A 19,430-nucleotide genomic window follows, 5' to 3' on the forward strand; every position below is an offset into this window, starting at 1 on the left:
TATGAAACTTGAAGCCAAACCAATGACCGCTACGGGAGCAAAAAATAAAGCAGCCGAGCAGCAAGAACTGGATGAACGTTTTGTATATAAAGATGATGATGTCATCGATAAGGCTTTTGACTGGAAGCAATTCACCAGACTGTTCGGGTACATGAAGCCTTATGCAAAGCAGATGCTTCCATTGGTGTCCATCATGATGATTCTGGGAACCATCACGAAGTTGACCGTCCCGTTCCTAACAAGTTTAGCGATTGACCGTGCGATTGCGCCAAAGGTGGGGAATCCCAGCTTATCACTGCTTTATTCGCTTACAGCAGGGGTAATCGTCTTATATCTGATTCAATGGATTGCGGGAGTGTACCGGATTAAATATACGAACATCATAGGCCAAAGAGTGATTTATGATTTGCGCTCAGATTTGTTCAAGCATATTCAGAAGCTCTCCTTTAACTTCTTTGATAAACGTCCGGCAGGCTCGGTATTAGTACGGGTAACCAATGATATCAACTCTCTGCAGGATCTGTTCACAAACGGGGTTGTCAATCTGATGATTGACTGCGTGCAGCTTATGGGGATTACCATTATTCTGCTAGTGATTAACTGGAAGCTAGGTCTTGCAGTAATGGTTACGGTTCCGATTATGTTCTTTGTTTCAACTAAGCTGCGCCAAAAGATTCGGATCGCTTGGCAGGATGTGCGGATGAAGAACTCCAGAATTAATTCTCATTTAAATGAATCGATTCAGGGAATCAGAGTCACACAAGCCTACACCCAAGAACAAGAAAATATGAATTATTTCGATGTTATGAATACCGACAGCAAAAAATCCTGGAACAAAGCCTCTGCGATGAACCAGGCGTTCGGTCCGATTATTGAGGTCACAGGTGGTTTTGGAACAATGATCCTCTTTTGGCTGGGGGCTTATCTGATCCAATCTGGAGAACTCACAGTAGGTATGCTGGTAGCATTCAGTTCTTATGTCAGCAACTTCTGGGACCCGATTAATCGCCTTGGGCAGATGTACAATCAGCTGCTTGTGGCAATGGCTTCCTCGGAACGGATCTTTGAATATTTGGATGAGCAACCGGCGGTGCAAGATAATCCTGGTGCTAAGCCAATGGGAACGATTCGTGGGGATATTAACTTTGAAAAGGTCATTTTTGAATATGAAAAAGGCCGGGCTGCACTAAAAGGTATTGATCTGGATGTAAAAGCAGGACAGTCGATCGCGCTCGTAGGTCATACAGGTTCTGGTAAAAGTACGATCATTAACCTGATTGGCCGGTTCTATGATATTAAGAGCGGCCGAATCACGATAGACAGTGAAGATATCCGCGGGGTTACGTTAGACAGCCTGCGAAGGCAGATCGGAATCGTGCTGCAAGATACCTTTATTTTCTCGGGAACGATTCGGGATAATATCCGTTTTGGCCGTCTGGAGGCTACAGATGAAGAAGTGGAAAATGCCGCAAAAGCCGTGGATGCCCATGACTTTATCATGAAGCTGCCCGGAGGGTATGAGACTGAGGTGGAAGAGCGCGGCAGCGCATTGTCGATGGGACAACGTCAGCTGCTCTCCTTCGCCCGGGCGCTTTTGGCAAATCCGCGGATACTAATCCTGGATGAGGCAACTGCCAGCATTGATACGGAGACGGAGCTGAAGATCCAGGAGGCACTCAAAATCCTGCTTCAAGGCCGAACCTCCTTTATCGTAGCGCACAGACTCTCTACCATCCGTCATGCGGATAAAATAGTCGTCCTCGATCACGGAGAGATTAAAGAAGAAGGAAACCATCATGAGTTGACATCCCGTGATGGGGTATACAACGGTCTGATCGAAGCGCAATTCCGCTTCCTATAGACCGACAGAACGGAATAGAACAACAGCTCATTCCCGTTGCTTAGGCAACTGCGGGGTGGGCTGTTTTTTATAGGGATATAGTGATTAAGGTGGTCGGGGCTTGGTGGATCAGAGTAGAGTGGAATATGGCAGAGGTATTACGGGACAAGGCAACCGAAGAACGGAAGAACGGAAGAACGGAAGAACGGAAGAACGGAAGAACGGAAGAACGGAAGAATGGAAGAACGGAAGCACGGAAGAACGGAAGCACGGAAGAACGGCAGAACGGCAGAACAGCAGGACGGCAGAAAATAATATAGCAGGGTAATATTTCTATTCAGTTACTTGGGGCGTTTGGATACCCTGCCCGTCACACGCAGCTCAAACATTTGTGCACAAATATCTTGATGCCATTGTAGATCAGCTGTCTGTTCCGCTAATAGGATTTCATTTTGCAATCGGGCCATCTCATAGCAGTAGGTAGCGTTAATTTGCAGGCACTGCTGTTGCTCCGTTTCCTCAGCAGCAGTAAGCTGCCGTCTACGGCTCAGGGTGAACAACTCGGCAAGGCGTTCATGGACAGGAAGCATGCTTTTTTCCTCCTATAGCAATTTAAAACCACATATTAGTCTCGCCATTAGAAGAGGAATTCAAACGTTACGTCAGATAATTAAATTGAGGGGCCTTACTATGTTGAGGGTAGGAGGAACTATCTTCGAAGTCAGAAGGAAACAATAGAGGTGAGAGAGGTGAGAGAGGTGAAAATCGAGGAATGTTTAGGAGTAATCTGGAAACCAATCTTTAGTTGCAGTTTGTACAATAGAAACCATCATTCTCGTTATAAAAATACTGTTAATTGCACTTTGTGCAGCTATTTTCGAGAAATGTGCTTATAAAGAGCATTTTCCTTAATTCTAATTGCACAAAGTACAACTAAATCACAATTCAGCTCGCTAGACATGGATTCTGTTGCACAAAGTACAACTAAATCAGAATTCAGCCTGGTAGACGTGGATTCTGTTGCACAAAATACAACTGAAAAATCCCCCGTAGTTAAACCGGGGGATTTAGTGTACAAACAGCAGCTCTGAACCTTCTGCTAAGCAACGCAGGACCTCAAGAAACTCCCTAGTCCATGTAGATTTCCACAATCGTAACGTTACGTTCGCGGGCTAGATCGACAAATAATCCATCGATCTTTACCAGCGGACGGAAAATATCAACTGGATTGTTCATGATAATCACACCTGTATCACCCGTGTTCAGTAACACACGCTTGCCGATAAAGTTGGGCATTAAATGTTGTATAAAGGCTTGAACCGTTCTGCCGTTCAGCTTACCAAAGCTGAGGTCATTTAGTTCACGTAGGACAGAAATAAGCTCTTGCTTGGACTGATAGACGCGTTTGGAAGTCATCGCACTATAGATGTCAGCTACAGCAGCAATTTGCGCATAAGGATGAATCTCGGATTTGGTTAGATTATTAGGATAGCCAGAGCCGTCCTCACGTTCATGATGCTGTAGGGCTGCCAAGGCTGTATGTGAGTCATCCATCGAATTGCGGATAATTTCGTAGCCGTACTTAGTATGTAGTTTAACTTCTTCGAATTCTTCCGCAGTTAATTTTCCAGGCTTATTTAATAGAGCAGGTGAGATTCTACATTTTCCAATATCAATTAAATATCCAGCTCGTCCAATCTCATAGCATTCTTGTTTGGAATACCCAAGCCAGATTGCAATATAATAAGAGAGCATACCTACCTGCAAAGAGTGATTGTAGGTATAATTATCTTCGCGATCGAGCAGAAGCAGGAGGGAGACTACATCCTTTTGCTTGTCCAACGATTGAAGCGAAGGCTGAAGAATGTCGTTAACCACGGATTGGTTAAAGCTTCCTTTTAATAGTGCTTCCATATAAAGATTCTCAAAGCCGTCAATCATGGTATCAAAACTAGTGGTCACCGTCTGAATAATTGAAGGTCTGCTTAATGGGGCAGGTTCTTCCACTAACGTCTGGATATCAACATAATCAACTCCATGCTGCATCAGCTTGGCGATATCATCTATCTGGAGCAGCGATCCCTTTGGTAATACATGCAGACCTCTTGAACTATAAGCGTCTGAGTTGAGGTGATTACCAGGTTTTAGATCCGAGACGTGTACTCTCAATGCCTATGCCACCTTTTATCCGATTTTATCCAGAATATCAACAAAGTGCAGATTTTTCAATGAAAAAGGAGTGAAGATTAATTGTGGAGGGAATCGGCAGCCTTTTGTTCAGAGCCTACCCAGTGCTGGCCTGATTCATTGATGTCTTTTTTCCAGATAGGGACGGTCTGTTTCAGCAGTTCAATGGCCAGACGACTAGCCTCGTAACAGGTATCGCGATGAGGGGTAGAGACAGCAATGATAACGCTTGCTTCCTTAAGACCAACAAGCCCAATACGGTGGGAAATCGCGCAGCGTGCATTCCAGCGATTCTGTACCTCGTCACCAATTTCTTTCAGCTTATTTAAGGCCATAGGAATATAGGCTTCATAGTCTAATGCTGTTGTGCGTTGTTCTCCGGTCATTTCGCGTGTAGTTCCTACAAATAATAGGGATGCTCCATGATTGGCATCGAGGACGGCATCCAGAAGCTTCTCAGCATTTAAAGGCAGATCCGTTATGCTATAGAGACCGTCAGGAGTGCTCTCATATAAAGAACCATTCTCTCCCCCGGAAACGGGAGGGATTAATGCAACTTCGGCAGACTCGGTGATGAGGTCTTCATCAGGTGCATATTCCCGGTCAATAGCGACCAAAGAAGTTCCAATTAGGGATGCTGCATCCGGATAAGAGGTTGAAAGGAGTTCTTTTAACTTCCCAGCGGTTAAGGGATTCTCCGTCGCATGAAAGGTCAGAGAAGATGAACCGATAATCTCAGCCAAACCCGCGAACAGGCGGATTGTGATATGCATACTTATTCACCTCTGAAATATGTTGTAATGTCTACAATATACCATAATGAGCCTGAAAATGTTATGCTAGGCTCTATAAGATCATGCATCGGCTGCTTCATTAAAGAGCGGCTCAACAGGTAGGAGGAATGTTGCTAATGGGGCATGTGCCGCAAAGACTGACCATACTTCATACCAATGATATACATAGCCATTTCGAAATGGTGAGTCCATTGGCAGCAGAAATCGAGAGACAAAGAGCTGCAGCGGGAGAAGAGCCTGTGCTGCTGCTGGATATTGGCGATCATATGGATCGTGCAGCCGTCGAGACAGAAGGAACTATGGGTCAGGCTAACATTGATGTACTTAATTTAACAGGATATGATGCTGTAACCATCGGTAATAATGAGGGGTTAACATTCTCACAGGAGATGTTATCCTCTATTTTCTCCGGGTTACAGTGTCCAGTGGTATGCTGTAATTTTGTGGAGACTGCAACAGGGGAACCTCCCCACTGGATGAAGCGTCATGCCATCTTGGAGAAGGACGGAATCAGAATAGGAGTGACTGGAGCGACAGCGGCATTTACTTCGTTTTATTCCTTGCTGGGCTGGGATGCTCTGGATCCCGAGACAACCCTTCGGGAACAATGCCTTCTTCTAGCTCCTCAGGTGGACATTCTAATCATCCTTTCTCATTTGGGGCTTCCCGCAGATCGAATTCTGGCAGAGCGGCTGGAAGGTGTGCATGCTATTCTAGGTGGACATACACATCATATGCTGGAAGAACCGCTCATGATTAACGGAACAGCTGTATGTGGAGCCGGGAAATTCGGGCGTTACCTCGGGCGGCTTCAATTTGAGCGGAGAGAGGGACAACCTGGATTTAGCCTGGTGGCGGGTGAATGTATTCCGATTGACCCAGGACTGAAGGAAGAGATTGTAGGTCCTGCCGCTACTATTCATTTGGAGCGTGGTCGTGAGGCTCTTCAGCAGACCGTTGCGATCACAGATCGTGAGCTTCCTTTGAATTTGCAGGGAGAATCCCCTTTCGGCAATCTTTTAGCCCAAGCTGTACGTAGATTTACAGGCACTAGTTTGTCGATAGTTAACACAGGCCAGCTTCTAGGACCTTTGCCTGAAGGGGAGGTTACAGCGGGAATGCTGCACGCCCTATGTCCTTCTCCCATTAACACCTGCGTAATCAAGCTGAAAGGCCTAGATATTCGCATAGCTTTGGAGCAGAGTCTTACTGAAGAATTTTATAATAAGGTGATTTTTGGGTATGGCTTTCGCGGGGATTATCTGGGCAGCTTAGCAGTAGATGGGATAAAAATCTTGTACGATCCGCAGAAGATACCGTATGATAACAATATTGCAGTTTTTGTCGAAGGAAACCCGCTGGAGGATGATAAAGAGTATAATGTTGGTACGCTGGACATGTTTACTTTCCGTGCAGGCTATGAGACGATCGCCAATGGGAAGGATCCTGTATTTTTGCTGCCTCATTTTTTACGCGACCTGCTTGGGATGGAATTGCAGCGTCCGGACAGTCTTGATGAATGCATGCTCACTCGGTGGGAGATCAAGTCTGAGTAAACCTGCAGCTCACAAGATATACTTTTTGATTCCATTTAAACAGTGCTAGATTCCCGAAAAATAGGAGGAGATTATGGACACGATTACAGCTATTATTTTAGCAATTGTCGAAGGGATCACTGAATTTATTCCTGTTTCTTCTACAGGACACATGATCTTGACCTCGAAGCTTCTGGGCTTTGATGAGCAGGATTCGATTATGAAGACTTATGAAATCGTTATTCAGCTAGGGGCAATATTGGCGATTGCGCTTGTTTACCGCGAGCGTGTGCTTAATTTGCTGGGCATTGGGCGTAAGAACTCAGGAAGAGGCGGTGTGATGCCGGCGTCTCGTTTGAACTTAATCCATGTAATACTTGGGATTGCCCCAGCACTAGCTGTGGCATTTTTTGCCCGCGATTTTATAAAAAGTCTCTTTGGAGCCACGACTGTTCTTTGGGCGCTTGTCGCCGGCGGGATTCTAATGATTATCGCAGAATGGGTAAACAGACGCAAAATTAGAATTACAGCGCATGAGCTGGACGATCTTTCTTACGGACAGGCGCTGGCTATCGGGATGTATCAGATTATTTCAGTGCTGTGGCCAGGATTTTCCCGTTCGGGATCTACGATCTCCGGAGGGATGTTAAGTGGGGTTAGTTATAAAGCGTCTGCGGATTTCTCCTTCCTTATAGCCATTCCTATTATGTGTGCGGCTTCCGGATATGAAATGTTGGATTCTTATAAGAACTTCACTAGTGAGACGATTGGCTATTTTGTAATTGGATTTCTGATTTCTTTTGTAGTGGCTTATGTAGTGGTTATTTTGTTTATGAAATTGATTCAAAAGATTAGATTGACGCATTTCGCGATCTACAGATTTATTCTTGCTGCTATATTCTGGTTGTTTATTATGCGTTAATGCCCATAGGCAAAGACCTAGACACACCCGATGTTCTTCATGGTGCACCTGTCTGATCTCTACATAAACGGTATAGACAAAGCGTGTGACCCAAGGATTTCAAAACAGAATAGCATTTTACCGTTAAAGGCAGGAGTGAGCTAAGTGCGTTTAGTATCCGTGAATCAGCTTCAAGCAGGCATGAAATTAGGTAAAAAAATATATAATGATGAAGGTCTAACTCTCCTCGCGGATGGGGTGGAGCTTACTGATGCATTGATCAAAAGGCTTTCAAGAATTGACATCGGTTATATTTACATAGAGGACTCTGTCACGGACGATGTTGAAATTATAGGTATGCTTCAAGATGAGACACGTAATCAGGCACTGAAGGTGATTCGTAATCAGTTTCAGCAAATGACAGGCGCTTCAGGAATAAGTAAGGGATTCTACCATCTGGATAAAAAATTCTCAAAGATCATGGATAGCATCCTGGATGATTTGTCTTTACAAGAAGATCCGATGATCATGCTGCTTGATATGCACACCGCTGATAACTACTTGTACGTCCATTCCCTGAATGTCTGCTTGTACACTTTGGTGCTTGGCATTGCGCATGGGTACAGCAAAGAGGAGCTTCGAGTGATTGGTCTGGGTGCGCTGCTGCATGATATTGGCAAGACCCAAGTCCCGATAAAAATCATTCAAAAACCCGGTAAGCTCAGTGAAGATGAATTTCGCCATATGCAGGCACACACCGAGATCGGGTATCAGATTCTCAAGGAAGAACCGAATATCCCGCTGCTCGCGGCTCATTGTGCGCTTCAGCATCATGAACGCATTGACGGATCCGGATATCCGCGGGGATTAAAAGGGCCTCAAATTCATGAATATGCCAAATGGTTGGGCGTGGCTGATTCCTACGATGCCATGACCTCCAACCGGGTCTACAAAAAGGCTATGCTGCCACATCAAGCCGTTGAGGCGCTTTATGTAGGTTCTGGTACATTGTATGAGCAGAAGCAGCTAGAGTTATTTAGAGATCGTGTGGCTATCTATCCTCTTGGTCTTACGGTGAAGCTCAGTACGGGTGAAAGTGGAGTTGTTGTCAAAATAGACCCAAGTACGCCTCACAGACCGATTGTACGTGTGCTTACAGGGCCTGAAGGAGAGAAAGTCGTACCGTTCGAAAGGGATCTAGGAAAAGCCCTCTCCGTTGTTATCGTTGACGTCGCAGATCAAGGCGATTCTGTGGGAACGCCAAAATATTTATCATAGCAGCGAAGAGAGAAGATTAGGCTTGTCCGCATAACTCGCGGAAGCCTATTTTTCGTCTCGCTGCTATTATTTTTTACAGTGAAAAAGCTTGTAAGGTCAGTCTGAAAGACATCCGAAGTGCAGTTTTTCTGACTAACGTGGTATGATATAGGATAAGACACCGTTCAATCTTCATGATTATGGGTTAATAATAGGAATAAGATTTAAAGGAGCTAGTACAAATGAATGTTTTAAGACCATTAACATCTTCACCGAAGGAGCTGTCGCCAAGCTACGATCCGTGGGATCCCATTACTTCTTTACGTAAGCATGGACGCCATGTGCTAACGAGTGTGGAATTCACAGTAACCAATTTATGTAATATGCGGTGTGAACACTGTGCGGTAGGTGATAGTTTAACCTCTAGAGAAGGGGATATGCTGCCGCTTAAAAATATGTTGGACCGTTTAGATGAAGTAGAGCATCTGGAGACGATTAGTATTACCGGCGGAGAGCCTATGTTCTTGGCTGGAACGGTGGATAATATCATAGTGCCGCTCTTAAAGTATGCCAAAGAGCGGGGGATTAGATCGCAAATTAATTCTAATCTGACGATGCCGTATGCTCGATATGAAAAGCTGCTTCCGTATTTGGACGTTATGCATATTTCTTTTAATTATGTGAACGGAGACGATTTTCATGAAGTTGGTTTTGCCAACAGCGGGCATGCAGTTTCAAAAGAAAGTGCATATCGGTTATATAATGCAATGATTGAGAATTCTCGACGGCTAAGTGAGGATGGTATGCTAATTTCTGCGGAAACTATGATTAATTACCGTACACATACTAAGCTGCCTGAAATTCATAAGTTGATTCTCGATATGGGCGCCAAACGGCATGAGGTACATCCTATGTACAACTCCAGTTTTGCTTCGGCTTTGCCAGTGTTGTCCTTGAATGAAATGCGGACGGCAATCCATAAACTACTGGATACCCGTGATCCGGAGATTTGGATGCTGTTTGGGACCCTTCCGTTTTTTGCTTGCAGCTTCCTGGAAGAAGATCAGAAGCTGATAAGCAGAATGCGCGGCGAGAAGAATGTTACCCTTCGCAATGATCCGGATGGCCGGAACCGAGTGAACGTAAACATGTTTACTGGCGATGTTTTTGTTACAGATTTCGCTGATATCGCAGCCTTTGGCAACATCGAGAACCAAAAGCTGGATGATATATTTATCGATTGGCAGACTAAACACCCGCTGAACCAAAAGGTGAACTGCCACTGCGATGCAGCAGGCTGCTGCGGACCTAATCTGTTAGTGGCTGATATGTATTATCCGGAAGTTGACTTCAAAACTAGAAAAGCGATCAATCTGTAGAAATGAGGCGTTGTTAAGTGGTGCATACGGAATTTGAAGTAGGGAGATTATTGCTTAATCTTTTGCTGGTTCTGGTGCTCGTATTATTGAACGGTATTTTTGTAGCAGCGGAATTTTCATTAGTTAAGGTCAGGCAGTCCCGCCTGACCCAACTTGTCAGTGAAGGTAATAAAATGGCTGGATATGCTCTGAAAGTAAATAAGAGACTGGATTCCTATTTATCCGCCACTCAGTTTGGGATAACACTTGCGTCGCTGGGCTTAGGTTGGGTTGGAGAGCCCGCGATTTCTGAGCTGTTGGTCGAACCTTTAATGTACCAGATGGGGATCACCGATCATACCCTGATTTCTACCGTATCTGTGATTATTGGATTTTCGATCATTACATTTTTACATATTGTACTTGGGGAGCTTGCTCCTAAATCGCTCGCGATTCAAAGAACAGAAGGTTCGGCACTGTTGTTATCTGCACCCCTGATGTTCTTCTATAATGTGTTCATGCCTTTTATCTGGGTGCTGAACGCTTCAGCCAACGCGTTGCTTCGGTTAGTCGGTGTGGAGCCTGCAAACGAAAGTGAAGCAGCACACTCGGAAGAGGAAATACGTATTCTGATGAATCAGAGCGCCAAGAGTGGTGTCATTGACAAAGATGAAATGAAACTAATGGATAATATCTTTGAATTCTCAGATCTGCTTGCACGTGAAGTCATGCTGCCTCGTACAGATATGGATGTGCTTTACAGCAATCTTTCGTTAGAAGAAAATATGAAGATTATTACCGAAACGAGACATTCGCGTTATCCGGTTGCTCTGGAAGATAAGGACCGTATTATCGGTTTTATTCATATTACCGACCTGTTGTTTGCTCCACCGGAGCAACAGAATGATCTTACAACTCTGGTTCGGCCTATCCTTAACGTTCCGGAATCGATGGAAATCAGCCATACTCTTCGTTTTATGCAGAAGAATAAGGCTCAGCTGACGTTAGTTGTCGATGAATATGGCGGCACGGCAGGTTTGCTGACAGCAGAAGAGATTCTGGAAGAAATCGTAGGCGATCTGCATGACGAGTTCGAAGATGAGCGTCCAAGTGTGGAACATAACGGGGAGTACATCTCTGTTGAGGGCCGGATGCTGATTGAGGATGTCAACGATCTTACGGGTGTTGTGATTGAAGACGATGAGGTGGATTCCATCGGCGGCTGGTTGTTTAAGGAGCTGGAGGGTAATCCAACCAAAGGAAAACGTGTCAAAGTAGAAGATGTTATTTTTGAAGTCGAGGAATCAACAAGATTGCGTATCACTAGAATTAATATCCACCGGGAACCACGTGTCGAGGACGAAGAAACCTCATCAGAACTGAATGAGGATAAAGAATAACCTATTAAAAATTATAACGTATTGTTCCGGTTGATCAGGGATATAATGAACTCCTCCTGCAAGAGCTGTATGGCTCATGACAGGGGGAGTTTTTTGTGGACACATAAAGGACATAACGCTCGTCTATGCTAATGTTTATTAATTGTTTGAAAGCGGGGTCTAGATTGAAAAAGAAACTTCTTCTCGTTGAGGATGAAATTCGTATTCGTGAACTGGTATCTGATTATTTCTTACAGAATGATTGGGAGGTACTTGAGGCGGATAATGGAAGAGATGCATTGGTTTGGTTTGATTCACTGCTGCCGGATCTGCTGATTTTGGATATCATGATGCCTGCTATGAATGGCTTTGAAGTGTGCCGTGAAGTTCGTGAAAAATCAGCGGTACCCATCATTTTGTTAACAGCCAAGTCCACAGATGACGACAAAATCTACGGTTTTGAATTAGGAGCCGATGATTATGTTACAAAACCATTTAGTCCAAAGGTACTAGTAGCCCGGGCAAATGCACTTATGAAACGGGTTGAAGGCACTCATCAGCCTGAATCTAGCATAATAAAATTTGGTTCCGCGATGTTTAATACCATGGCCCATCGGCTGGAGGTAGAAGATGCGGAAGTGGAGCTTACCCCTAAGGAATATGATCTTTTATGGCTTTTAATACGAAATAAAGGGATTGTCATTTCAAGGGATACGATCCTCAGTCGGATCTGGGGAATTGAATTTGAAGGAGATTCCAGAGTTGTGGACAGTCATATCAAAAAGCTGCGAAGTAAATTGGGTTATGAATCACGTTTTATTCGTACGGTAATTGGCACAGGATACATGTTCGAGGAAGAGGCATGAGAAGACGGGGAATTACTTTTAAACTGTTTGTGATGACCGTTATCTTTTTCCTTTGCTTCTATGGCATGGTGATTCTAAGCCAATTGCTGTTGTTTGACAATTTCTATCAGAAGCAAAAAGAGCACCGCGTGGAGAAACACCTTAAGAGCTTTGCGGCAAGATATATAAGTGAGCCATGGGGAAGCACCCGAACCTCTCAGGAGCTTGTCCGGTTTATGCTGCGGAATAAAACACAAATGGTTATTTTGAAGCTGGATGGAAAGATGAATTCAGAAGATCCATTTCATATAAAGCTAATCGATGATGACGGGAAGAGTATGGTTGTTTCTTTATCCCTATTCATGAATCAGTACGGAGATTCACTGAGAGCAGCAAACATTAAAGTAGATGATCAGTTGAGCGTGGTAGGCGAACTTCTGGATGAAGACAGTGCTTCACCCGTTATACTCTACCCCATAAGCATTACAAAAAAAGGGGGCGGAACCATAGGGGAGACGGGAGAGACTGGGACGATTCATGCATCTGGTACTGTTGCAGAAGTTGTACTGCCTGATTTAAAAATATGGAATCCCCGCCAGGGAATATTGTTTGAGGCTCTTGAGGAATGGTTTCCTTTGACACCAGCGCAAATAGAAGACTTTAAAAATTTGAAAATACAGAAGCAAGACTGGGTTGCTCCCTGGAGTGGGAGTCGCAATTCTGTGGTTATTCTGCCCCTGAAGCAAAGTAACGGAGAAATTGAATTACTATTCACAGTCACTTCATTACAGGAAGTTAAGGATTCGAACGATGCCTTACGTTGGTTCTTTTTATATCTGGGAATGGGTGGCTTTGTCCTGATTCTGGTGCTTTCTCTCTTTTTCTCGAAAATGGTAACGCGTCCGCTAATTAAGTTAAACAAGATAGCAAAACGGATGGTTTCTCTGGACTTTACAGGGGACACATCGATTCGGCAGAAGGATGAGCTAGGCAGCCTTTCTAACAGCATGTTCACCTTATCACTAAGTCTGGACTCTGCTTTAAGGGAGTTAAGAGAGGCCAATCAGCAGCTAGTTGAGGATATGGAGCAGAAGCAAAGAATGGAGATCATGCAGCAGGACTTTTTTGCCAACGCCTCCCATGAATTGAAGACACCCCTCAGTATTATCAAAGGGTTTGCTGAAGGTTTGGAAGACGGCGTTAGTGCCGGCAAGCAGGATCACTACATTAAGGTGATTATTGAGGAAGCCGATAAAATGGAGTTTCTTGTTAAAAATATGCTAGATCTAGCGCGGTTGGAGTCGGGCACGATTAAACTACGGAAATCTTCCTTTATGTTAAGTGAACTGACGGAAAAGGTGACAGACAAGCTGGTCCACTTGCTGAGTGAAAAACATTTGGAGGTCATCATTATTCCTGCGAATGAATTACCGGTCTATGCGGATGTGAACTGGATCGAACAAGTTATGCTAAATTTTATGACCAATGCTATCAGGCATGCGGAAGAAAGAAGTTCTATCACCGTCAATATTGAGAGTCATGCCCAAACTATTGTATTCACTATTCAAAATATAGGAGAATCAATCCCTGAAGATCAGCTGGAGCAGATCTGGGAACGGTTCTATCGGTCTGAGCCATCCCGCAGTCGAATGACAGGCGGTACGGGTCTTGGGCTTTCCATCGCGAAGCGAATACTGGATATGCACGCTTGTCTTTATACAGTGAAAAATACGGAGAACGGTGTCAGCTTTACAGTGACCTTTGAAGGTTAAACCGAATCAACAGAAATACTGCTATGAAAGGGGTGAAATTGTATGAAATTGAACTGGTTGCCTTCAACGTGCACACTCGGAAATTTGGGATTAGGATCACTATCCTTGTATTTTACGATTCAAGAACGATATAGCCTAGCTTTATTAATGATATTGCTCGCGGCAATATGTGATGTACTGGATGGATTACTGGCAAGAATATTGCAATGTACTAGTGAATTCGGTAAACAATTGGACTCATTGGCGGATATTATATCATTTGGTTTAGCGCCTACCTTCCTTATCTTGTTGTATAGGTTAGAAGATGCCGACTGGATTGGACCTGCAGCTGCAGTTTTCTTTTTGATCTGTGGCGCACTTCGTTTGGCCAGATTTAATCTGTCGGCGCCTTCCAAAGGGTTCGTGGGGATGCCCATTACTGCTGCTGGAGTCATTCTGTCGATGATTTCTTTACTAGATGAACGGATGAAACCAGGACTGGTCATCGGATTAATGGCATTGCTGTCCGTAATGATGATCAGCCGTATCCCATTTCCGTCCCTTAAAAAATCCTTCAACAGGAAGTGATACACCCATGCCTTGGATTATAGAGTTCATTTCACAATACGGATATTTAGCCATTTTTGGCCTTATGGCACTTGGGATTATCGGACTTCCTGTGCCTGATGAGGTGTTAATGCTGTTTGTAGGCTATTTATCCTCCGTTATGGTTTTGGATTTTTCTCTTTCTGTATTGGTTTGTTTTATGGGATCTATCACAGGAATGCTTATCAGCTATACCATTGGTCTAAGGCTAGGGCAACCTGTGGTAGCAAAATTCGGCAAGTGGGTTGGCCTTACTCCCAAGCGTTTTGCCAGTATGAAAAGATGGTTTTTGCGGTTCGGAAACTGGGCGATTTTCATTGCTTATTTTATTCCAGGTCTGAGGCATGTATCGAGCTATATCTCTGGAATCAGTGCTATGTCTTTCAAAAAATATATACTCATAACGACTGCAGGAGCGCTAACCTGGTCACTTCTTTTTGTTTCCATCGGCTTTTTTATGGGGGCTAAGTTTTCCTTTTTATAGCCATTGAAGTTTAACATTATTAATCGCAATTGAATGGAGCAAGATCAATGAATGTATTCAAGCGATTCTACGCGAATAGTACTACCAGACGCTTTTTTATTCTCGCACTTATCGGGTTGCTGCTGTACATGGTTCGAGGGATGCTTAATCTGGTGTTGCTGACGTTTCTGATTGCTTTTGTCATGAACAGCTTTCAGATTGTGCTCAGTAAACGAATTGGTAAATTCATGAAGGTTAACAGTAAGGTGATTATTGTCATTTTATACCTTGCTTTAATCGCATTGATTGTACTGGCCCTTGCAAGATATCTTCCTAAAGTATTGGAGCAGATTAAGCAATTAGCTATCTTCCTCACCAATCTCAAATCAGAGGATCTTCCGCAGAACAAGATTACATTATATTTGTATGATATGCTCAGGGACCTTAACTATCAGTCCTATATCAAAAGAGGCATCGATTATGTGCTGCAGGTTAGCAACTGGGGTGCAACTTTCGTTCTATCAACCATTTTAAGCTTTGTGTTTATTCTGGAGAAGAACCGGGTCGTCAGTTTCACTTCTAGGATGAGAGAGAGCAGGATTGCCTGGTTTTATATAGATCTGGAGTATTTCAGCCGAAAATTCATTGTTTCCTTTGGGAAAGTAATTGAAGCGCAAATTCTCATTGCCATGTTCAACACCTGTCTTACTGTTATTGGCTTGTGGTTGCTTAACTTCCCGTATTTATTTGCCCTAGCGATTTTGATTTTTCTGCTCAGTCTCATTCCGGTGGTTGGTTTTTTGATTTCGCTCATTCCGCTTTTAATAATTGGTTACAACATCGGCGGTCTGATAACAGTTACATATGTGCTGGCGATTATTGCGGTGTTGCATTTTATCGAAGGCTATTTCTTGAATCCTAAGTTGATGTCCACAAAAATGAATTTGCCGATGTTTTTCACCTTAAGCGTGTTGTTGTTCTCTGAGCATTATATGGGTGTCTGGGGACTTATTCTTGGTATTCCTATCTTTGTATTTATGTTGGATATCCTTGAGATTACCCACGAAGATTCGTTCAAAAGAGCGAAGCCCTAAGCTGAATACTAAAAAACCCAAGTTATAAGCTGTTTTCGGTACTTTTCCGGAGACAGCTTATTTGTCATGCACATTGCACAAAAAAAATTGCTAATGGGCTTTTTTTGTGAATAACGTTTTATATTGTGTCCTGCTGTCATAAGTTAGCTAAGGGAGTAATGTTCAGAGTCTTTAAAGAAGGAACAGGAACAAAGGAGGTACAAAAAAGATGGAATCACAGCTGCGGAGGTATACCCCCTTTAGGGGCCCGTTTGATCCTTGCCCACCGGTGCCGTTCAAGACGTATGTAGTTCCACCCAATCAATTTATCACCTTTCAGCCGCCCGATTTGCCACAGTTTAGTTTGCAGGAGGCTCTGAAGTATGGAACGCTCTGGCCAGCACTATTTAGTCCGTATGAATCCAAGTGCAAAGGAGGAGGAAAATAGACTATGGAGGCAAATCCTTGCGACCAACGTTATTATGAATTGCTTGAACAGTTGCAGACCCTTGATTTTGCCTTAGTGGAGTTGAACTTATACCTAAATACGCATCCTGACGATCTGAGAAGTATTGAACAATTTAATCAGCTTACGCTGGAACGAACTAAGCTAGCGAATCATTTTCAGGAGTTATACGGTCCGCTGCAGAATTTTGGCCGCGCATATTCTAAATGTCCATGGGAATGGAATCAACCCCCTTGGCCTTGGCAGGTGTAAGAGGAGTATAACCGTAAGGAACTATTTTTCTAGAGGAGGGAAGTTCCCGAATGTGGATATACGAAAAAAAACTGCAATATCCGGTACGGGTGGGTAAATGTGATGTCCGGATGGCGCGTTATTTGAGTGAGCAATACGGAGGCGCAGATGGCGAGCTCGCCGCTGCACTACGCTATATGAATCAAAGATACACGATTCCAGATAAAGTTATTGGCGTGTTGAACGATATTTCTACAGAAGAATATGCCCAATGATGCTATCAATCATCATTGGGCATATTCTTTGGCAATTTCGGATATAGCTTTAAATCGAATTGATTCATACCTTCCGGGCGTCTCCAATGACCTTTGACGGTTTTGATATAGGTTACAAACTCTAATACAGTTTTCAACAAGGCATTCTTTTCAGCAGGATCTTTTATCTTTGGATATAAATCTAGAACACGTTCAACCGTTGGAATAAATTCGCCTTCAGATTGTTTCCTCGCTGCTTCATTTCCCAAATCAGTTCGCGCTTCTTCAAGTGCCTTTTCTGTTTCAACCATTCGTTCAGACAATTGCTTAGAACGTTCCAAGAATACATCAATTGAATAAACGCCACGTTCCAACAAATCATGTAAGTTTCCAATTTGCACTTGTAATTCTGATATCTTCTTTTCAAGGGTTCTGACTATTTGTTGTTTGGCTTTGATCAACTCTTCGACAGGTTCTTGATTATCCGGTTTGTTGGCGGACCATTCCGCCTTATATTGATTGCTCCAGGTTCCAAGCCCTTCCAGTATCCTTTGTTCTACAAGATGCAGAGTTGAACTGATATTAGGGCAGAGGGATGTTACACACATAAGCCCATCTGGGGTCCCATTTGAATAAGGTCTCCGTATCATTGCATGCCCACAGATTTCACAGCGGACTATGCCAGCAAGTGGATTAGATAATATTCCACTATTAGCCGGCGTATGTGACCGATTATTCAAAATATCCATAGCTTTATCCCATTGTTCAACGGTTATTAACGCTTCATGCTTGCCCTCAACAATAATCCAATTTTCCTTATCTAGTTCTGGGCGTGACTTACTAATCAAACCTGCTTTTCTTGATTTTTTGATAGGTCGCCGATTCCAAATTATTTTCCCACAGTAAACCGGATTACGAATAATATTTCGAAGAGAGGCCATGCTCCATAAGCCTTTTTTAGCAGGAAGGACACCAGCTAGATTAAGCTTACGCATAATTAGACCCATCCCCATATTTTGTTCGGTGTAGCAATCAAAAATCATTTTTATGATAGGCGCTTGTTCTGGGTTCGGCTTCAAAGAAAACGATCCATCAGGTAATTGCGTACGATCAAAGCCATAAGGTGGAATACTGCCAATGAAATTCCCTGATTCTACGGACGCGATCCGACCACCTTGCATCCGACGGTTAATTGTCTTATATTCCCGTCGGCTCATAAACAACCCGAATTCAAAATACTCTTCGTCAAACTCATTGTTTGGGTCATATACTTTCATAGGAGTTATAATTTTGGTGCTGCTGTATTTAAAAGCTTGAGCTACCAGACCTTGATCCATCGTATCACCACGAGCTAACCGCTCAACTTCCATAACCAATACTCCTGTCCAAGCACCATCCTCGACCTCTTGCAAAACGTGTTGAATCACAGGGCGTTCCATAATCCGTTCACCTGATACGATTTCTTGATATATCTCGGTTATGTTGAGCTTCATTTTCTTTGAGAGTGCAAGCAGAATAACTTTATGTTTCTTTAGCGTCTCTCCTTCGCCACGCGCCTCAGCTTCTAAATCCGCACGTGATTTCCGTAGATAGATACAGTATGTATCCACAAACAACCCCCCTCAAAAGCTTATTGCATCTTCTGCTGCTTCCATTGGTAAATAAAGTGTTTGTAATTCTTTTCCATGTCTCCAAGTGATTCTTGATAGATTTATGCTTATACATCCCTTATTTCCCTTATATACACTAATGTCTGTAGGAGTAACTATAGCCGCATTAGATGGCAAGCGTTCTGGTATACTACATGCTTTATAGTTTTTATTTACGTCTATTTGAACCTCTTCTACTCCTTCGAAACCCAAGGGGGTTTCTATGACAAATGTATGAGGGCGAGAAAAGTCACCATAATGATCATAGAACGCTCGTACTCGCATTAAAGCTGCCGATTCATTGGTTACCATATCTTCGACAATTTCAGGAGATATTATATCTTCATTTGTCACTGCGAAAAATTCAGCCTGCGATAAACGTTGACGAACTTGAATGAGTCTCTTCTCAGCGATTTCGGTAGGAACATCAAATTCTTTAGAAATATAACTGATAGCCTCACTTATATTTCTTGGTAGAGGCAGTTCTTTCAGCATATAGAATGGTATTGCAGCATAAAGCATAAACGCAGATGCATCATATTCTTGCTGTTGTCTAAATAAATCAGCCATTTTTCGTTGATCTCCAGCATGGCGAAGAACATGTCCTAATTCATGAAAGAAGGAAACTCTTATACTCGCTAAGTCTCTATCATTATGAAGGAAAATGACACCAAGATTATTGTCAGCTGCCGTTCTCCCTTTATAGTATATGAGATCAATATTAAACGAAGAAGCAATTCTATCAATATCCAAATCTTGTGTGAAATATATTCCTTTTTGTTGATATGCGCAGGTTATCCATTGCTCAAGCGGAGTCTCCCAATATAGCGATAAATCCATG

Annotated in this window: 19 protein-coding genes and 1 pseudogene; 15 read left to right on the forward strand and 5 right to left on the reverse strand. The window is 43.3% G+C overall.

Annotated elements, in window-relative coordinates; all coding sequences use genetic code 11:
* The first annotated feature begins 22 nt into the window (after window positions 1-22).
* Window positions 23-1,861: an ABC transporter ATP-binding protein gene (locus MHI25_RS09030; RefSeq protein WP_248547955.1), complete on the forward strand. Its 1,839-nt coding sequence runs from the start codon at window positions 23-25 to the stop codon at window positions 1,859-1,861.
* A gap of 103 nt (window positions 1,862-1,964) precedes the next feature.
* The gene (locus MHI25_RS09035; protein WP_280752685.1) at window positions 1,965-2,168 is read left to right on the forward strand and encodes a hypothetical protein; all 204 of its coding nucleotides are present in this window, start codon (window positions 1,965-1,967) and stop codon (window positions 2,166-2,168) included.
* 13 nt (window positions 2,169-2,181) lie between these two features.
* Here MHI25_RS09035 and MHI25_RS09040 read toward each other — a convergent pair whose 3' ends face one another.
* The 3 genes from MHI25_RS09040 to MHI25_RS09050 all read right to left on the reverse strand — a co-directional run bounded on the left by MHI25_RS09040 (window position 2,182) and on the right by MHI25_RS09050 (window position 4,800).
* Window positions 2,182-2,430, reverse strand: coding sequence for a hypothetical protein (locus MHI25_RS09040; protein WP_076124783.1), 249 nt, complete (start codon window positions 2,428-2,430; stop codon window positions 2,182-2,184).
* Window positions 2,431-2,968: 538 nt separating this feature from the next.
* The gene (locus MHI25_RS09045) at window positions 2,969-4,009 is read right to left on the reverse strand and encodes an HD-GYP domain-containing protein (RefSeq protein WP_076191074.1); all 1,041 of its coding nucleotides are present in this window, start codon (window positions 4,007-4,009) and stop codon (window positions 2,969-2,971) included.
* 77 nt (window positions 4,010-4,086) lie between these two features.
* On the reverse strand, window positions 4,087-4,800 hold the full coding sequence (locus MHI25_RS09050; RefSeq protein WP_076124787.1) for a molybdenum cofactor biosynthesis protein MoaE: 714 nt from the start codon (window positions 4,798-4,800) through the stop codon (window positions 4,087-4,089).
* 137 nt (window positions 4,801-4,937) lie between these two features.
* Here MHI25_RS09050 and MHI25_RS09055 point away from each other — a divergent pair, with 137 nt between their 5' ends.
* From MHI25_RS09055 to MHI25_RS09115, 13 genes and pseudogenes are all read left to right on the forward strand, one after another.
* Window positions 4,938-6,377: a bifunctional UDP-sugar hydrolase/5'-nucleotidase gene (locus MHI25_RS09055; protein ID WP_076124789.1), complete on the forward strand. Its 1,440-nt coding sequence runs from the start codon at window positions 4,938-4,940 to the stop codon at window positions 6,375-6,377.
* 73 nt (window positions 6,378-6,450) lie between these two features.
* The gene (locus tag MHI25_RS09060) at window positions 6,451-7,278 is read left to right on the forward strand and encodes an undecaprenyl-diphosphate phosphatase (protein WP_076124791.1); all 828 of its coding nucleotides are present in this window, start codon (window positions 6,451-6,453) and stop codon (window positions 7,276-7,278) included.
* A 144-nt stretch (window positions 7,279-7,422) separates the two neighbouring features.
* The gene (locus MHI25_RS09065) at window positions 7,423-8,535 is read left to right on the forward strand and encodes an HD-GYP domain-containing protein (protein ID WP_076187093.1); all 1,113 of its coding nucleotides are present in this window, start codon (window positions 7,423-7,425) and stop codon (window positions 8,533-8,535) included.
* A gap of 221 nt (window positions 8,536-8,756) precedes the next feature.
* Entirely contained in the window at window positions 8,757-9,893 is a 1,137-nt protein-coding gene (yfkAB, locus tag MHI25_RS09070) for a radical SAM/CxCxxxxC motif protein YfkAB (protein WP_076124796.1), read from the forward strand.
* A gap of 20 nt (window positions 9,894-9,913) precedes the next feature.
* Entirely contained in the window at window positions 9,914-11,272 is a 1,359-nt protein-coding gene (locus MHI25_RS09075; protein WP_076135925.1) for a hemolysin family protein, read from the forward strand.
* Window positions 11,273-11,436: 164 nt separating this feature from the next.
* The gene (locus MHI25_RS09080; RefSeq protein ID WP_076187095.1) at window positions 11,437-12,117 is read left to right on the forward strand and encodes a response regulator transcription factor; all 681 of its coding nucleotides are present in this window, start codon (window positions 11,437-11,439) and stop codon (window positions 12,115-12,117) included.
* Window positions 12,114-13,868: a HAMP domain-containing sensor histidine kinase gene (locus MHI25_RS09085; RefSeq protein ID WP_248547648.1), complete on the forward strand. Its 1,755-nt coding sequence runs from the start codon at window positions 12,114-12,116 to the stop codon at window positions 13,866-13,868. The genes MHI25_RS09080 and MHI25_RS09085 overlap by 4 nt, the downstream gene beginning before the upstream one ends.
* A 42-nt stretch (window positions 13,869-13,910) precedes the next feature.
* Window positions 13,911-14,435 (forward strand): CDP-diacylglycerol--serine O-phosphatidyltransferase, encoded by a 525-nt coding sequence (gene pssA / locus MHI25_RS09090; protein ID WP_076301334.1) that lies wholly within the window; start codon window positions 13,911-13,913, stop codon window positions 14,433-14,435.
* A gap of 7 nt (window positions 14,436-14,442) precedes the next feature.
* Window positions 14,443-14,937, forward strand: a complete 495-nt coding sequence (locus tag MHI25_RS09095; protein ID WP_076124803.1) for a DedA family protein — start codon at window positions 14,443-14,445, stop codon at window positions 14,935-14,937.
* Between the two features lie 47 nt (window positions 14,938-14,984).
* On the forward strand, window positions 14,985-16,010 hold the full coding sequence (locus MHI25_RS09100; RefSeq protein WP_248547646.1) for an AI-2E family transporter: 1,026 nt from the start codon (window positions 14,985-14,987) through the stop codon (window positions 16,008-16,010).
* Between the two features lie 208 nt (window positions 16,011-16,218).
* The gene (locus tag MHI25_RS09105) at window positions 16,219-16,437 is read left to right on the forward strand and encodes a spore coat associated protein CotJA (RefSeq protein WP_036684070.1); all 219 of its coding nucleotides are present in this window, start codon (window positions 16,219-16,221) and stop codon (window positions 16,435-16,437) included.
* Between the two features lie 3 nt (window positions 16,438-16,440).
* Window positions 16,441-16,707: a spore coat protein CotJB gene (locus MHI25_RS09110; protein WP_036684069.1), complete on the forward strand. Its 267-nt coding sequence runs from the start codon at window positions 16,441-16,443 to the stop codon at window positions 16,705-16,707.
* 50 nt (window positions 16,708-16,757) lie between these two features.
* Window positions 16,758-16,955 (forward strand): annotated as a pseudogene (locus tag MHI25_RS09115) (manganese catalase family protein); the annotation flags it as partial.
* Between the two features lie 11 nt (window positions 16,956-16,966).
* On the opposite strand, the gene MHI25_RS09120 reads toward MHI25_RS09115, so the two are convergent.
* Together MHI25_RS09120 and MHI25_RS09125 are read right to left on the reverse strand one after the other, a co-directional pair.
* Window positions 16,967-18,550, reverse strand: coding sequence for a recombinase family protein (locus MHI25_RS09120; RefSeq protein WP_340395268.1), 1,584 nt, complete (start codon window positions 18,548-18,550; stop codon window positions 16,967-16,969).
* Between the two features lie 12 nt (window positions 18,551-18,562).
* Window positions 18,563-19,429, reverse strand: a complete 867-nt coding sequence (locus tag MHI25_RS09125) for an ImmA/IrrE family metallo-endopeptidase (RefSeq protein ID WP_340395269.1) — start codon at window positions 19,427-19,429, stop codon at window positions 18,563-18,565.
* Window position 19,430: the final 1 nt, after the last annotated feature.

The organism is Paenibacillus sp. FSL E2-0177 (assembly GCF_037992975.1).
In the GTDB taxonomy this organism is placed as follows: Bacteria; Bacillota; Bacilli; order Paenibacillales; family Paenibacillaceae; genus Paenibacillus_AQ; species Paenibacillus_AQ odorifer.

Coding starts and splice junctions, on each gene's coding strand:
- MHI25_RS09085 (WP_248547648.1), top strand. CDS start 12,114: ATGAGAAGACGGGGAATTACTTTTAAACTGTTTGTGATGACCGTTATC.
- MHI25_RS09060 (WP_076124791.1), top strand. CDS start 6,451: ATGGACACGATTACAGCTATTATTTTAGCAATTGTCGAAGGGATCACT.
- MHI25_RS09040 (WP_076124783.1), bottom strand. CDS start 2,430: ATGCTTCCTGTCCATGAACGCCTTGCCGAGTTGTTCACCCTGAGCCGT.
- MHI25_RS09100 (WP_248547646.1), top strand. CDS start 14,985: ATGAATGTATTCAAGCGATTCTACGCGAATAGTACTACCAGACGCTTT.
- MHI25_RS09110 (WP_036684069.1), top strand. CDS start 16,441: ATGGAGGCAAATCCTTGCGACCAACGTTATTATGAATTGCTTGAACAG.
- MHI25_RS09030 (WP_248547955.1), top strand. CDS start 23: ATGACCGCTACGGGAGCAAAAAATAAAGCAGCCGAGCAGCAAGAACTG.
- yfkAB (WP_076124796.1), top strand. CDS start 8,757: ATGAATGTTTTAAGACCATTAACATCTTCACCGAAGGAGCTGTCGCCA.
- MHI25_RS09050 (WP_076124787.1), bottom strand. CDS start 4,800: ATGCATATCACAATCCGCCTGTTCGCGGGTTTGGCTGAGATTATCGGT.
- MHI25_RS09055 (WP_076124789.1), top strand. CDS start 4,938: ATGGGGCATGTGCCGCAAAGACTGACCATACTTCATACCAATGATATA.
- MHI25_RS09105 (WP_036684070.1), top strand. CDS start 16,219: ATGGAATCACAGCTGCGGAGGTATACCCCCTTTAGGGGCCCGTTTGAT.
- pssA (WP_076301334.1), top strand. CDS start 13,911: ATGAAATTGAACTGGTTGCCTTCAACGTGCACACTCGGAAATTTGGGA.
- MHI25_RS09125 (WP_340395269.1), bottom strand. CDS start 19,429: ATGGATTTATCGCTATATTGGGAGACTCCGCTTGAGCAATGGATAACC.
- MHI25_RS09095 (WP_076124803.1), top strand. CDS start 14,443: ATGCCTTGGATTATAGAGTTCATTTCACAATACGGATATTTAGCCATT.